We start from the raw sequence: 13,192 nt of genomic DNA on the forward strand, positions 1-13,192 counted from the left end.
GGAGCACCATGTCCGACCCGTCTGCCCCGAACACCCAACGTGGCACGCGCACCCTCACGATCGTGTCGCTCATCTTTGCCGCGCTTTCGCCACTGATCGGGCTGGTGCTGGCCCTCGTGGACTGGACCCGTTCCCGACGGCGCGGCGCGGTCGAGCGCACGACCATCGTGTCGCTCGGCCTGAACGGCGTCATGCTCGGTCTCAATGTGCTTCTCCTGTTCCTGCTCCCGTGGATGATCTACCTGGTGGGGGCTCGCGGGTCCGGATTGGCGGTACCCAACGCGTTCGAATACTCCGTCGAAGCGTGGTCGATAATCTTCGGCTGATGAACTCGCCGCCACTGTCGTTTCGAGCGGTGCATGCCTACGGTGGCGGGATGAAAAATCCAGAACACGAAGCAGAAGATCGGACACCGGCAGACGGTACTGCGGGGGAAGCTCCCATGGATCAGGTCAGCAGCCAGCCCGAGCAGGAACCGGAAGTCGAGCAGAACGATGCGCTCCCCGACTGGGGTCCAACGGATGGGGTCCACGGTACGGACGCGGAGTCGTCCGGGTAGCGCCGCTTTCAGCGGACCGCGATCGGAGTAACCAGCGATCCCTCACCCGGGATGCCGGTCTTGCGGTTCGCGAAGACCATTGCCCCGGCTCGCCGCTCGCGGAAGTCCCGGAACTCCATCGGCACGCCCTGCGCGACGGATAAGTCCCGACTGTCGGCAACCTGAAGGTGCACGTGCGGTTGAGTCGAATTGCCAGAGTTGCCGCACTCAGCGATCTCCTCCCCGGTCGTCACCGCATCGCCGACGGTGACCCTGAGCGAACCCGCCTTCAGGTGCACCAACGTCACGAAGCCGCTGTCGATCGCGATGGTGACGTAGTTGCCGGCGATCGCACTGACCCCCTCGCGTATCCGCCCGCCCTGTCCGAGCATGTACGGCACCAACGCCAGCTGCGACCGCCTGCCCGCGTGATCGAGCTCTCCGTCGTGAGCCTCAACTATGGTGCCGCTCGCCGGCGCGAGGATCGGCTGGCCGAAACCGAAGAACCGTTCAGGTGGTTCACTGGCGAGAAAGGTGCGCCAGTCGCGGTGGGCGGCGCTGCGGCCCCGATCGTCCACGCGGATGAAGTCGATCGCGTAGCGCTCACCGAAAAGGTCGCTCCCATGGCTGGGAACCCGCCGGGCCGGACTGTTCCTGGCCAGCCAGAGACCGGTGAACGGCAGCGAGAGGACAACTTTGTCGGAGTTGTTCGCAGTCATCGAGCCAGCCTAAGACGATCGGGTCTGCGATCGCCCCGGCATCCTCCGTTGCCGCTACGGTGGGCACAGTCTCACCAGAACTTATCCAAGAGAAGGTATGAAAATCCAGAACACCATCAGCATCAACGCCGACCGAGCGTGGGTGTTCAAGATCTTCTGCGACCTCGAGAATGCCCCGGCCAACATTGGCGGCATCACGAAGCTCGAAGTGCTGGCGGGACCAGCCCAGTTGAACCTGGACACCAGATGGCGGGAGACCCGCAAGATGTTCGGGCAGGAGGCGACCGAGGAGATGTGGGTTGTGGCATACGAGAAGGATGTTTCGTACGCGGTTGAGGCGGAGTCGCGCGGCAACCACTATCGCAGCGAGTACACATTCACCCCGGAGGGGAGCGGCACCCGCGTCGACCTGACGTTCGAAGGGGTGCCCCTCACCTTCGGCGCCCGTCTGACCGGAATCATCGGCGCGCTCTTTGTCGGCGCCGCCAAGAAGGAAATGCACAAAGACCTGCTCGACCTGAAGCGGGTGTGCGAGAGCGCGTGACCCCGCTCAGCTGATCGCGACGGCTCCGAGCGCCAGCACGGCGATGAGCAACCACGACAGCAGCCCCGCGATCAGCGCACGCCAGCCGGTCTGCACCAACTCGCGCAGCCGCACGGCGGTTCCGAGCCCGAACAGCGCCATCGCGAGCAACGCCGTCTGCACCACGTCGGCGGATGCCAGCACCGGCTCCGGCACGTCGACCAGCGTACGGATGATCACGGCGGCCAGGAATCCGGCGACGAACAGCGGCAGGATAGGTGGGCGCTTCGACAGCCGAGCATCCGCCCCCGCCCGCCGTCGCACCACCACCGCCGCGACCGACACCATCGGCGCCAGCATCAGCACCCGGGTGAGCTTGATCACGACGGCGACCGCCAGCGCGGTGGTCCCCGCGACCTGCGCGGTCGCCACCACCTGCCCGACATCGTGCACGCTCGCACCCACCCAGTGCCCGAAGCCCTGCGCCGACAGTCCCAGCGGATGCCACAATGCCGGCAACACCGCGATGGCCAGCGTCCCGCAGAGTGTCACTAACGCAACGGGTGTCGCTGTCTCCCGGTCCTTCGCCTGCACCACGCCACTCATCGCCCCGATGGCGGATGCGCCGCAGATGGCGAAACCGGTGGCGATCAGCAGCGGCTGATGGTCGGGGAGGTGGAGCATCCGCCCCATCCACCAGGTGCCGCCGAAGGTGACCAGCACGATGCCGACCACGGATGCGATCGTCAGCCAGCCGAGCGCAGCGATGTCCACGACGCTGAGCTTCAACCCGAGAAGCACGATGCCGAGACGCATGAAGCGTTTCGCGGCGACGGAGAGGCCAGGTGCCCACGCGCCTTCGAGAAGAGTGCGCAGCTGCGGGACCTGCGCGACGGCGATGCCCAGCACGACTGCCGCCGTCAGCAGCGGGATCGCGGGGACGAGCGCGTGAACGCCCCAGGAGACCAGGGCGGCGACGACGGCCGCGACGACACCGGGAGGCCACGACGATACACGAGTCACCGGGACGTGCCGATCACAGCGCGGCACCGAACAGCGACGGTACCGAACAGCACGGCACCGATCACAGGATGGTGCCAGACGGCCGCGTCAGCGCCCGCAATCCGTGCAGCACCGCCGCAGGCACGGCACCGCTCGTCCGAGGATTCGACTCCAGCGGGTGGTTGCGAATCGTGAACTCGTACTCGCCCGCACTGCCCGCCGCGTCGATGCGATGGGTGGTCATTGTCGCCCGCGGGTCCGCCACCAGCCGCACGCGCGTCTGCTCCCACAGCCCGGTGGCGGCCGCCAGCGCGACGGCGACGTTCAGCGAGGATGGGAACCGTTCGATGGCCTCGGCAACCGTCCCCTCGAAGACGGTGGCGGCATCCGTTCCCTCGTTCAGCCGGGCGACCGTCGCCGGGTTCATCCAGGGCTGGATCAGGCTCGTCGCCGTCTTCGTCGTGGTCAGGGTGGCGGATGCCAGCCCGCCCCGAGCGGACACCGCAGCAAGAAGGTCGAGACCCCCGATCGCTCCGGCGGTGAGAAAGCTGCGTCCTGGGCCATCGTGCAGAAGTGCTCGGCGCACTGCGGGGTCGGCGAGCACGCCGACCGACACGATGAACAGGTCGGTACCGGATGCGATCACCCGCGGGCCGTGCTCGGTCGCCGCCGCGATTCCAGCGCACTCCACGACCAGGTCGCTCAGTTCGAGTGCTTCGTCGAAGCTCAGCTCGCGATGCCCGCGGGCGGCGGCCCGCCCGGGCGTGCGCGTGATGACGCCGGCCAGCTCGACGCCGGCAACCTCGCCAGCACTGAGCGCATCCGCGACCGGTTGCCCGATCGCCCCATATCCCAGGAGGGAGACGCGCAGGGTCATCCGAGTGCCGCCGTCAACTCGCGGAACCGCTTCAGGCCGACATTGCCGCCCGACAGGATGACGCCGATCCGAGCATCCGCTGCCGGCCGCGTCCCGAACATGAGCGATGCCAGCCCGGTCGCCCCGGAGGGCTCCAGCACGATCTTCAGCCGGTCGAACGCGAACGCCAGCGCCTCGCGCAGCTGGTCGTCGGTGACCAGGTCGACGCCGTCGACCAGTCGGCGGTTGACCTCGAACGTGAGCTCTCCCGGGATCTCAGCGCCCTGCCCATCCGCGATGGTGTTCGGCACCTCGATCTGTACGCGCTTGCCCGCCTCGAGCGAGCGTTTGGTGTCGTCTCCGGCCTCCGGCTCGACCCCGATCATCCGGATGCCCGGGTGCAGGCCCTTCGCCGCCGTGGCGCTGCCCGCCATGAGGCCGCCGCCGCCGATCGGCACCCGCAGCTCGTCGAGTTCGCCCACCTCATCGAGCAGTTCGAGGGCCGCCGTGCCCTGGCCGGCCATCACGTCGTAATGCTCGTACGGCGGAATGATGGTCATCCCGTGCTTCTCGGCGAGGTCACGGCCGAGCGCCTCGCGGTCGCCGGTGAAGCGGTCGTAGAACTCGACCGCTGCGCCGTAGCCGCGGGTGGCGGCGATCTTCGACTCCGGGGCGTCCGACGGCATGATGATCGTCGCGGTGCTGCCCATCATCGCGGCGGCCAGCGAGACGGCCTGCGCGTGATTGCCCGACGACCAGGCGGTCACGCCACGCTTCAGTTGCTCTTCGCTCAGCCGGGAGATCGCGTTGTACGCCCCACGGAACTTGAACGCGCCCACCCGCTGGAAGTTCTCGGCCTTCAGGAAAACGGATGCTCCGCACAGCTCGTCGAGGGTGCGCGAAGTGAGCACCGGGGTGCGGTGGGCGACCCCCTCCAGCTGCCGGGCGGCGTCGCGAACGGAATCAAGAGTCAGCATGGCTCCAGCCTACGGTTGCCGCGCGCTACGGCCCGTCGGACAGCGCGCCGGCCGCCACCGCCTCGCGGGCTGCGACGAACGCGTCCGTGCAGGCGATCACGTCGGCCGTGGAGTGCGCGGCAGACAGCTGCACGCGGATGCGCGCCTTGCCGAGCGGCACCACCGGGTAGGAGAACGCGATCACGTAGACGCCCTCCTCGAGCAGGGCATCCGCCATCGCGACCGCCTCGTGCTCGTCGGAGAACATGACCGGGATAATCGGATGCTCACCCGGCAGCAGCGTGAACCCGGCCGCGGCCATCCGCTTGCGGAACAGTTCGGCGTTCTCAGCCAACTTCGCCCTCAGCTCGGCTCCCTCGGCGACCAGGTTGAGTGCCTCGATCGACCCGGCGACGACAGATGGCGCGACCGCGTTGGAGAACAGGTAGGGCCTGGCGCGCTGGCGCAGCAGTTCGACGATCTCCCGGTGACCGCTGATGTAGCCGCCGGATGCCCCGCCGAGTGCCTTCCCGAGGGTGCCGGAAATCACGTCGACCCGGTCGGTGACGCCGAACAGCTCCGGCGTTCCGGCGCCGGTGGGACCGACGAAGCCGACCGCGTGCGAGTCGTCGACCATCACCATCGCGTCGTACTTCTCGGCCAGGGCGCAGATCTCGTCCAGCGGGGCCAGGTAGCCGTCCATCGAGAAGACGCCGTCGGTGACGATCAGCCTGCGCCGGGCATCCGCGGCCGCCTTCAGCTGGGTCTCCAGATCGGCCATGTCGCGGTTCTTGTAGCGGTAACGCTGCGCCTTCGACAACCGCACGCCGTCGATGATCGACGCGTGGTTGAGCTCGTCCGAGATGACGGCATCCTCAGCGCCCAGCAGCACCTCGAAGACGCCACCATTCGCGTCGAAGCAGGATGGGAACAGGATGGTCGCCTCGGTGCCGAGCAGGCCGGAGATGCGGTCCTCCAGCTCGACGTGCTGGGTCTGGGTGCCGCAGATGAAGCGCACGCTCGCCATGCCGAAACCCCACTCGTCGAGCGCGGACTTCGCCGCCGCGATCAAGCGCGGGTGGTTGGCCAGCCCCAGGTAGTTGTTGGCGCAGAAGTTCAGCACCGGTTTCCCGCCGGCCTCCACGTGGGAGGACTGCGCGGTCTCCAGCTGGCGCTCCGACTTGTAGAGGCCGGCCTCCCGAATCTCGTCGAGAGTCTGGGTGAGCTGCTCGCGAACCGTTCCGTACATGTGCTTCTCCTTATGACCAGTCGATGACGACTTTGCCGCCGTTGCCTCCGCGGGCGATAGCGAACGCTTCTTCCCAGCGATCGGCCGGGAGCCGGTCGGTGATGACATCCGCCACGTCTAGCCCGGTCTGGACCATCGCATTCATGGCGTACCAGGTCTCGAACATCTCGCGGCCGTAGATGCCCTTGATGGTGATCATGTGGCTGACCACCTTCGCCCAGTCGATCGAGATGGGCGCGCTCGGCAGGCCGAGCATGGCGATGCGGCCACCGTGGGTCATGTTCTCGAGCATCTCCGGGAGGGCGGTCGCATGCCCGCTCATCTCCAGGCCGATGTCGAATCCTTCCGTCATGCCGAGGGTGCGCTGGGCGGATGCGACGCGCTCGTTCGCGACGTTGACGGCGATATCCACGCCCATGCGCCTAGCGAGGGACAGCCGCTCCTCATTGACGTCGGTGATGACGACGAAGCGTGCGCCGATGTGCCTGGCCACTTTCGCGGCCATCAGGCCGATCGGCCCGGCCCCGGTGATGAGCACATCCTCGCCCACCATCGGGAACGAGAGGGTGGTGTGCACGGCGTTGCCCAGCGGGTCGAAGATGGCGGCCAGGTCGGGGTCGATGGTGTCCGGATGCTGCCACACATTGCCCTGCGGAATGACGACGTACTCGGCGAACGCCCCATCGCGGTTCACTCCGACGCTGGAGGTGAACTTGCACAGGTGCCGGCGCCCGGCCCGGCAATTGCGGCAGTGCCCGCAGACGATGTGGCCCTCGCCGGAGACGAACGCGCCAACCGCGACCGAAGTCACGTTCTCGCCGATCTCGACCACGTGCCCGGAGAACTCGTGACCCGGGATCAGGGGCGCGTTGACCGCACCGGCCGCCCAGTCGTCCCAGCTTTCGATGTGCAGGTCGGTGCCGCAGATCCCGGTACGGAGGACGCGGATCTTCACGTCACCTGGCCCGGGCGTCGGCTCCGGGAGCTCGGTCATGGTGAGACCCGGCCCCGCAGCCGATTTGTAGAGAGCTTTCATCGTTGATTTCCTCTCGGCGCCCCTCGTCGGGCGCCCGAACACTATCGAACCACTATTCCGGCGAGCCTGCGGCGAGCGGTTCGGGCGGCGACGATGACGCCCTTTCTCTTCGATGCGCCTGTTCGGTGCGGCGTCATCGACGAGAAAGGGCGTCATTGTTGGCCGCGCGGGCGGATCGAGTCCCGGAATGTCAGTGGTTCCGTCTACGCTTGAAGAAAATCCGCGCGACACGCCGAAAACACTACATATGGGGAATGACAATCGTGTGATTCGCGTTATATAGTGGGTAACCACGCAGCGCCGGAGTAACCAAATGGCGCCGCACACCGGATTTATTGAGACTTGAGGAGGTCAACATGGACAACGACAACGACTCTGTTGGCGGTTACGCAGTTCCCGTCGACCCGATGGACCTTCTGCAGTGCGACAGCTGCCAGTAAGGCAGTAAACGCACACAAGGTTCGCCCTCGAACCCCGGAGACCACATCGGTCCCCGGGGTTCTTGCGTTCCGCGGGCGCCCCGAGCGAACGGGCCTCTCGCAATAGTTACCTTTCCGGCGGATAGTGCCCCGCGCAACAGGCACAATCCGCCGGAACGGGCACTATCGACACGGCGCGCAGCAGTGTGCTCGTGGCAGGCTTTGGGGAGCGCGAGACGCGCGCCCATAGGATTGACCCGTGACTGTGAACGCCGAACTGCAGGGACGCGTCTTCCCTCCTACCGCCCCCTACCTGGTCGGACGCGAGAAGGTGCGCGAGTTCTCGCGGGCCGTCTTCGCCACCAGCCCGATCAACCACGACGTCGAGGCCGCGCAGGCGGCCGGCTACTCCGACGTGGTCGCCCCGCCGACCTTCCCGGTCGTGGTGCAGGAGGCGACGCTCGCCCAGCTCCTGAACGAACCGGATGCCGGCATCGACTTCTCGCGCGTCGTTCACGGCGACCAGCGCTTCACCTACACCCGCCCGGTGGTGGCCGGCGACGAGTTGACTGCGACCCTCACCGTGACCAACGTGAAAACGCTCGGTGGCAACTCGATGGTGACGGCCGAGTCGAACATTACCGACGCATCCGGAGCCCACGTCGTGACCGCGGTCTCCACCCTCGTCGTGAGGGGGGAAGACTCGTGAACACGCCCCCCGCTCCCTCCGAACTCGCCGAAGGTGCGCACATCGGAGACACGATCGCCGCCACCAGCTACCTGTTCACCCGCGACAACCTGGTGAAGTATGCCGGGGCATCCGGTGACTTCAACCCGATCCACTACCGCGATGAGGTCGCGCAGTCCGTCGGGCTGCCTGGAATTCTGGCCCACGGCATGCTGACCATGGGCGTCGCCGTGCAGCCGGTCGTCGACTGGGCGGGAGACCCCGGCCGCATCATCGACTACCAGGTGCGCTTCACCCGGCCGGTTCCGGTGGATGCAGCGGATGGCGCAGTCATCGACGTGGTCGCCACGGTCGGCGCCGTCGAGGACGGCGTCGCGCGCATCGACCTCACGGTGACCTTCGATGAGAAGACCGTGCTGGGCAAGGCGCAGGTGAGAGTCACCCTGTGACGGCACTGTCCGGGCTGACCACCATGCGCGTCGGCGGTCCTGCGCTGCGGCTTGTCGAGCCCGCGGATGCCGGCCAGCTGGTCGATGCGACGCTCGAGGCGTGGGGGAGCGGCGAGCCGTGGCTGATTCTCGGCGGCGGATCCAACCTGGTCGTCGCGGACGACGGGTTTGACGGCACGGTCATCCGGGTTGTGACGAAGGGGATCGAAGAAGCGCCGGCAACGAAGACGCGTCTCCGCACCCAGGCCGGTGAGCCCTGGGATGCCTTCGTGGCCACCACCATCGAACGCGGCCTGGTCGGGCTGGAGGCACTCTCCGGCATCCCGGGGTCGGTTGGCGCTGCACCGATCCAGAACATCGGCGCCTACGGGCAGGAACTCTCCGACAGCTTGGTCGCGATCGACTTCCTCGACTACCTGACCGGGGAGGTGTCGCGGGTTCCTGCGCAGGAACTGAAGCTCGGCTACCGCACCTCGGCAATCAAGCAGGGCCGTCACGGGTTGGTGCTCGCCGTCGAACTCGACCTCGCGCAGGGCGAACTCAGCGAGCCGATCGCCTACTCGCAGCTCGCATCCGCCCTCGGTGTGCAGCTGGGTGACCGCGTGCCGACCGCGCAGGTGCGCGATGCGGTGTTGCGCCTCCGCGCGTCGAAGGGGATGGTGCTGTCGCCGGACGACCCTGACTCCGTCAGCTCCGGTTCGTTCTTCACCAACCCGATCGTCGGCGCACGCTTCGCCAGTGAGTTGCCGGCGGATGCTCCGCGCTGGCCGCTGGAGGCGGAGCCGGCTCCGGCGGTGATCCCGCTGGACTCCTTCGATGCTCACTCCTTGCAGCCGCGGGCTGCCGGTGAGAGGCAGGTGAAGTTGAGCGCCGCGTGGCTGATCGAGCAGTCGGGCATCCGTCGCGGGTTCTCCCTGCCTGGTTCGCGCGCCGCCGTCTCGAGCAAGCACACCCTGGCGCTGGTCAACACCGGCGGGGCAACCGCCGAGCAGGTTGCCGAGCTGGCGCGCTATGTGCAGAGCATGGTGTTCAACCGGTTCGGCGTACTGCTGCAGCCGGAGCCCGTGCTGGTCGGCGTGCAGCTGTAGGAAGCAGCAACTCCGCCCGCACCCCTCCACACTCCCCGCGCGCATGGATCCGTGCGGAGCTGCCGCATATGCGCGCGCGTTGCTCCGATCCATGCGCGCCGGGGAGCGCGTACCTCCGATCCGTGCGCGTTCCGTCGATCAGCGCGCGTCACGGTGGCGCCCGTCAGAGCAGGCCCAGCTCCATCGCCCGGGTGACCGCCCGGGTGCGGTCGTTGACGCCGAGCTTCTCGAACACGTGCAGCAGGTGGGTTTTCACGGTCGCCTCACCGACGAACAACCGGGTTGCGATGCCCGGGTTGCTAAGCCCCCGCGCGACCAGCGTCAGCACCTCGGTCTCGCGCGGGGTCAGCGTCGGCGTCGGCGGTGCCGCGACCCGTTTGACCAGGAGGGCGGCAATGGACGGCGCCAGGGCCACCTCACCACGCGCCACCGAGCGGATGCCCGCCAGGATCTCCTCCTCGGGCGCCGCCTTCAGCAGGTAGCCGCTGGCCCCGGCCTCGATCGCGCTGAGGATGCTGTCGTCGCTCTCATAGGTGGTGAGGATGATGACCTTGACCTGCGGTCGCTCCCCGAGAATCTGTGCCGTCGCCTGGTCGCCGTCGAGGCCGGGCATCCGCAGGTCCATCAGCACGACGTCGGGCGAGAGTTCGAGGGCGAGGGCGACCGCCTCGACACCGGTGCTGGCCTGCCCGACGACCACGACATCCGCTGCCGCCTCCAGCAACGCGACGATGCCGCCGCGCACGATCGGGTGGTCGTCGGCGACCAGTACCCGGATCATGCGGTCACCCGCGCCAGGCCGATCGTCAGCGTGGTTCCGGATGCTCCGCTCATCACGGCGAGACTGCCACCGACCAGGGCGAGCCGGTCGCGCATCCCGCTGAGCCCGTAGCCGGTTGGGGGTGCATCGGGGTCGAAGCCGTGGCCGTTGTCGCTGATGGTCAAGGTCCCGCCGTCAAGGGTCACGGTGGCAGTGGTAGCACCGGAATGCTTGCGCACGTTCGACAGCGACTCCTGCGTGCAGCGCAGCACCACGACCTCCATCGCTCGGTCGAGACCGTCGTCGCCGGTGGTCAGGCTGACTGCGATGCCGGTTTCCTGGGCGAACCGCGCGGTGAGCCGTTCGAGCGCCGCGACGAGTCCGGCGTCGAGCGAGGCCGGTGCGCCGTCGGCAACCAGAGCGCGGGTTTCGGTCAACGCCTCCCTGGCCGTCTCCTCAAGTTGGGTCAGCTGGGTCGCCCGCGCCGTGGCATCCGTCTCCTGGCGGGCACGCTGGGCGAGCATGACCATTCCGGTGAGGTCTTGCGCGATGGTGTCGTGGATCTCGCGGGCCAACCGCTCCCGCTCGGAGGTCGCGCCGGCGTCGCGACTGACGGCAGCAAGCTGCTCCTGGGCCGCCCGAAGCTCATCGACGAGGGCCTGCCGTTCCAGACTGTGGTCGACGATGCTGGTGATCCAGAACCCCAGGGCGAGGCTGATCAGCAGCGAAACCAGGACGGTCAGGGCGGTTTCGACCAGGTCGGTCGGCCCGGTGCCGCGGCTGAAGAGAAAGCCGACACCGACCGACAGCGCCAGCGACACGTTGGCCACCAGCGCCCGGCGCACGTCGGCCGCCAACACCCAGACCAGCGGGAACGCGAGGCACTGGATGGTAGCGAAGCTGGGTTGTGCGGCGGTGCCGACACCTGCCGTGATGATCGCGATCACGGTCAGGGCGACTGCTGGGCGGTTGCCGTCCTCGGCCGCCGGGGTCAGCACTGCCCACGCGAGAAGGAAGGCAGCAAGCGCCCCGAGCCCGAGCGCCAGCCGCCACGGCGCCAGCTCTGACATCAGTAGCACGCCGGCCAGTACCACTGAGAGAAACAGCGCGGCCGCGTGCCACCAACGGTTGAACGTCATCTAGCTATCTTTGCGGATCCAGCGGAAGGTGTAGCGGCAGACGACCAGCCCGACGATGAGCCAGACCGCAGTGAACAAGGCCACCCCGGCGAGGTCCCAGCTGCCGCCCTGTTCCACTGCCTCGAACGTGTCAGGCAGGAAGGCTCCGCGCATGCCCTGGGCCATCCACTTCAGAGGGAACACGCTGGCCACGTTCTGCAACCACTCCGGCAGCTGGGTGAACGGCAGGTAGACGCCGGAAATGAACTGCAGCACGAGCGTGATCGGCATGATCACGGCACTCGCGCTCTTACCGCTGCGGGGCAAGCCGCTGAGCGCGATTCCGAGCACAGCGGATGTCGCCACCCCCAGCACGAACACCCAGGCGAAGGTGAACCAGCGCTCAGGGGAGGGGGGAAGGGCTACACCGAAGGCGAGGGCGGCAACCCCGATGATGAGGGCGGCCTGCAGAACGCCGGTCACGAAGACCTGGCCGATCTTGCCGACGAAGTAGCTGACCACCGGCAGCGGTGTGCCGGCCAGCCGCTTCAGGGTTCCGTCACTCTTCTCGACCGCGATATCCAGCGACATGTTCTGCAGCCCGCTGAGCAGTACTCCGGCGGCGAGCATGGCGGGCAGGTAGAAGGCGGCGGCGCTCACGGTGTTGCCGTCCGCATCCGTTCCGAAGCTGGTCTCGCTGAACGCGACCGAGAAGATGGCCAGCATCATCACCGGGAACAGGAAGGTGAAGAAGACGGCGTCGCCCTGGCGGAAGTACGCACGCACCTCGTAGCCGATTCGGGAGAAGCCGAGGCGCAGGGTTCGCGTTACCGGGTTGTCGAGACCGACGGATGCGGTGCTCATGCTGTCACTTCCTGTTCTGCGGTGTGGTGTGGTGCAATATCGGCGGTCGTCGAATGTTGGGAGACGAGCTGCAGGTACACGTCTTCCAGGCTGGGGCGGATGACTTCCAGGCCTTCCGGCTCTCCGTCGCGAATCAGCGTGGCCACCAACGCACCCGGCTCTGGTGTGCGCTGTGACCGGCGCTCGCCGCCCTCGACCCAGTGCACGATCGGCACTCGCGCATCCGCCCCGCCGATTTCGTCGATGCGGCCCACCTCGACCAGCCGTCCGCCGGCGATGATCCCGGCGCGGTCGCCGAGCTGCGCCGCCTCATCGAGGTAGTGGGTTGTCAGCAGGATGGTGGTGCCCTCTGCCTTCAACTGCCGGATGAGGTCCCAGAACTGGTGGCGCGCTTCCGGGTCGAACCCGGTGGTCGGCTCGTCCAGGAACAGCAGCTCCGGCCGTCCGATGATCCCGAGCGCGACGTCGACTCGGCGGCGCTGCCCGCCGGAGAGCTTGCGGATGAGTGTCTTCTGCTTGTCCTCCAGGCCGACGGCGGCAATCACCTCATCGACACCGCGGGGGTTCGGGTAGAGGCCGGCGAAGTGGGAAAGTTGTTCGCGCACTGTCACATGGGCGGACTCGCCGGTGCTCTGCAGCACGATCCCGAGCCGAGCCTTCCAGTCGAGGCTGTTCTTCTGCGGGTCGTGGCCCAAGACCCGAGCGTCACCGGAGGTGCGGTTGCGGTAACCCTCAAGAATCTCGATGGTGGTCGACTTGCCTGCGCCATTCGGGCCGAGCAGCGCGAAGGTCTCGCCGTAGTGGATCTCGAAGCTCACTGAATCGAGGGCGGTGAAGTGGCCGTAATTCTTGCGCAGGTCGCGAACGCTCACGGCGGGGTCAGTTGACGTCATGTACCAAGGTTCCCGTTCGGGCGCCGTCACCGGT

General features: G+C 67.5%; 15 protein-coding genes. 5 read left to right on the forward strand and 10 right to left on the reverse strand.

Features of this window, described 5'->3' with window-relative positions; all coding sequences use genetic code 11:
- The first annotated feature begins 8 nt into the window (after nucleotides 1–8).
- Complete coding sequence (locus ACX3O0_RS13885; RefSeq protein ID WP_459108102.1) at nucleotides 9–326, forward strand: hypothetical protein; 318 nt, start codon at nucleotides 9–11, stop codon at nucleotides 324–326.
- Between the two features lie 241 nt (nucleotides 327–567).
- On the opposite strand, the gene ACX3O0_RS13890 is transcribed toward ACX3O0_RS13885, so the two are convergent.
- Nucleotides 568–1,257: a M23 family metallopeptidase gene (locus tag ACX3O0_RS13890; RefSeq protein ID WP_459108103.1), complete on the reverse strand. Its 690-nt coding sequence runs from the start codon at nucleotides 1,255–1,257 to the stop codon at nucleotides 568–570.
- 97 nt (nucleotides 1,258–1,354) lie between these two features.
- Between ACX3O0_RS13890 and ACX3O0_RS13895 the strand changes: the two genes are divergently transcribed.
- Entirely contained in the window at nucleotides 1,355–1,801 is a 447-nt protein-coding gene (locus ACX3O0_RS13895) for an SRPBCC family protein (RefSeq protein WP_459108104.1), read from the forward strand.
- Nucleotides 1,802–1,807: 6 nt separating this feature from the next.
- Here the strand turns inward: ACX3O0_RS13895 and ACX3O0_RS13900 are convergent, their stop codons facing one another.
- From ACX3O0_RS13900 to tdh, 5 genes are all read right to left on the reverse strand, one after another.
- Nucleotides 1,808–2,803 carry a YeiH family protein gene (locus tag ACX3O0_RS13900; protein WP_459108105.1) on the reverse strand — a complete coding sequence of 332 codons (996 nt, stop codon included), beginning with the start codon at nucleotides 2,801–2,803 and terminating at the stop codon, nucleotides 1,808–1,810.
- 61 nt (nucleotides 2,804–2,864) lie between these two features.
- Entirely contained in the window at nucleotides 2,865–3,659 is a 795-nt protein-coding gene (locus ACX3O0_RS13905; protein ID WP_459108106.1) for an aspartate dehydrogenase domain-containing protein, read from the reverse strand.
- Nucleotides 3,656–4,615: a pyridoxal-phosphate dependent enzyme gene (locus ACX3O0_RS13910; protein WP_459108107.1), complete on the reverse strand. Its 960-nt coding sequence runs from the start codon at nucleotides 4,613–4,615 to the stop codon at nucleotides 3,656–3,658. Before ACX3O0_RS13910 ends, ACX3O0_RS13905 begins: the two co-directional genes overlap by 4 nt.
- A 25-nt stretch (nucleotides 4,616–4,640) precedes the next feature.
- Complete coding sequence (locus tag ACX3O0_RS13915; RefSeq protein ID WP_459108108.1) at nucleotides 4,641–5,843, reverse strand: glycine C-acetyltransferase; 1,203 nt, start codon at nucleotides 5,841–5,843, stop codon at nucleotides 4,641–4,643.
- A gap of 10 nt (nucleotides 5,844–5,853) precedes the next feature.
- The gene (gene tdh / locus ACX3O0_RS13920; RefSeq protein WP_459108109.1) at nucleotides 5,854–6,879 is read right to left on the reverse strand and encodes an L-threonine 3-dehydrogenase; all 1,026 of its coding nucleotides are present in this window, start codon (nucleotides 6,877–6,879) and stop codon (nucleotides 5,854–5,856) included.
- A 678-nt stretch (nucleotides 6,880–7,557) separates the two neighbouring features.
- On the opposite strand from tdh, the gene ACX3O0_RS13925 reads away from it, so the two are divergent.
- From ACX3O0_RS13925 to ACX3O0_RS13935, 3 genes are read left to right on the forward strand one after another with little or no spacing between them, the layout of a single operon-like run.
- Complete coding sequence (locus tag ACX3O0_RS13925; protein ID WP_459092929.1) at nucleotides 7,558–8,007, forward strand: FAS1-like dehydratase domain-containing protein; 450 nt, start codon at nucleotides 7,558–7,560, stop codon at nucleotides 8,005–8,007.
- A 41-nt stretch (nucleotides 8,008–8,048) separates the two neighbouring features.
- On the forward strand, nucleotides 8,049–8,435 hold the full coding sequence (locus ACX3O0_RS13930) for a MaoC/PaaZ C-terminal domain-containing protein (RefSeq protein ID WP_459108487.1): 387 nt from the start codon (nucleotides 8,049–8,051) through the stop codon (nucleotides 8,433–8,435).
- A gap of 23 nt (nucleotides 8,436–8,458) precedes the next feature.
- Nucleotides 8,459–9,523 (forward strand): UDP-N-acetylmuramate dehydrogenase, encoded by a 1,065-nt coding sequence (locus tag ACX3O0_RS13935; RefSeq protein WP_459108488.1) that lies wholly within the window; start codon nucleotides 8,459–8,461, stop codon nucleotides 9,521–9,523.
- A gap of 163 nt (nucleotides 9,524–9,686) precedes the next feature.
- On the opposite strand, the gene ACX3O0_RS13940 is transcribed toward ACX3O0_RS13935, so the two are convergent.
- The 4 genes from ACX3O0_RS13940 to ACX3O0_RS13955 are packed head-to-tail and all read right to left on the reverse strand — an operon-like array spanning nucleotide 9,687 to nucleotide 13,158.
- A complete protein-coding gene (locus ACX3O0_RS13940) occupies nucleotides 9,687–10,304 on the reverse strand; it encodes a response regulator (RefSeq protein WP_459108110.1) in 618 nt (205 codons plus the stop codon).
- The gene (locus ACX3O0_RS13945; protein WP_459092935.1) at nucleotides 10,301–11,422 is read right to left on the reverse strand and encodes a sensor histidine kinase; all 1,122 of its coding nucleotides are present in this window, start codon (nucleotides 11,420–11,422) and stop codon (nucleotides 10,301–10,303) included. Before ACX3O0_RS13945 ends, ACX3O0_RS13940 begins: the two co-directional genes overlap by 4 nt.
- The gene (locus ACX3O0_RS13950) at nucleotides 11,423–12,265 is read right to left on the reverse strand and encodes an ABC transporter permease (RefSeq protein WP_459092937.1); all 843 of its coding nucleotides are present in this window, start codon (nucleotides 12,263–12,265) and stop codon (nucleotides 11,423–11,425) included.
- Entirely contained in the window at nucleotides 12,262–13,158 is an 897-nt protein-coding gene (locus ACX3O0_RS13955; protein WP_459092939.1) for an ABC transporter ATP-binding protein, read from the reverse strand. The genes ACX3O0_RS13950 and ACX3O0_RS13955 overlap by 4 nt, the downstream gene beginning before the upstream one ends.
- Nucleotides 13,159–13,192 lie beyond the last annotated feature (34 nt).

Source organism: Homoserinimonas sp. A447, from assembly GCF_054489325.1.

Excerpts from the sequence above, each read along its gene's own strand:
- ACX3O0_RS13885 (WP_459108102.1), top strand. The coding sequence starts at position 9 with ATGTCCGACCCGTCTGCCCCGAACACCCAACGTGGCACGCGCACCCTC.
- ACX3O0_RS13890 (WP_459108103.1), bottom strand. The coding sequence starts at position 1,257 with ATGACTGCGAACAACTCCGACAAAGTTGTCCTCTCGCTGCCGTTCACC.
- ACX3O0_RS13895 (WP_459108104.1), top strand. The coding sequence starts at position 1,355 with ATGAAAATCCAGAACACCATCAGCATCAACGCCGACCGAGCGTGGGTG.
- ACX3O0_RS13905 (WP_459108106.1), bottom strand. The coding sequence starts at position 3,659 with ATGACCCTGCGCGTCTCCCTCCTGGGATATGGGGCGATCGGGCAACCG.
- ACX3O0_RS13910 (WP_459108107.1), bottom strand. The coding sequence starts at position 4,615 with ATGCTGACTCTTGATTCCGTTCGCGACGCCGCCCGGCAGCTGGAGGGG.
- ACX3O0_RS13915 (WP_459108108.1), bottom strand. The coding sequence starts at position 5,843 with ATGTACGGAACGGTTCGCGAGCAGCTCACCCAGACTCTCGACGAGATT.
- tdh (WP_459108109.1), bottom strand. The coding sequence starts at position 6,879 with ATGAAAGCTCTCTACAAATCGGCTGCGGGGCCGGGTCTCACCATGACC.
- ACX3O0_RS13935 (WP_459108488.1), top strand. The coding sequence starts at position 8,459 with ATGCGCGTCGGCGGTCCTGCGCTGCGGCTTGTCGAGCCCGCGGATGCC.
- ACX3O0_RS13940 (WP_459108110.1), bottom strand. The coding sequence starts at position 10,304 with ATGATCCGGGTACTGGTCGCCGACGACCACCCGATCGTGCGCGGCGGC.
- ACX3O0_RS13945 (WP_459092935.1), bottom strand. The coding sequence starts at position 11,422 with ATGACGTTCAACCGTTGGTGGCACGCGGCCGCGCTGTTTCTCTCAGTG.
- ACX3O0_RS13950 (WP_459092937.1), bottom strand. The coding sequence starts at position 12,265 with ATGAGCACCGCATCCGTCGGTCTCGACAACCCGGTAACGCGAACCCTG.
- ACX3O0_RS13955 (WP_459092939.1), bottom strand. The coding sequence starts at position 13,158 with ATGACGTCAACTGACCCCGCCGTGAGCGTTCGCGACCTGCGCAAGAAT.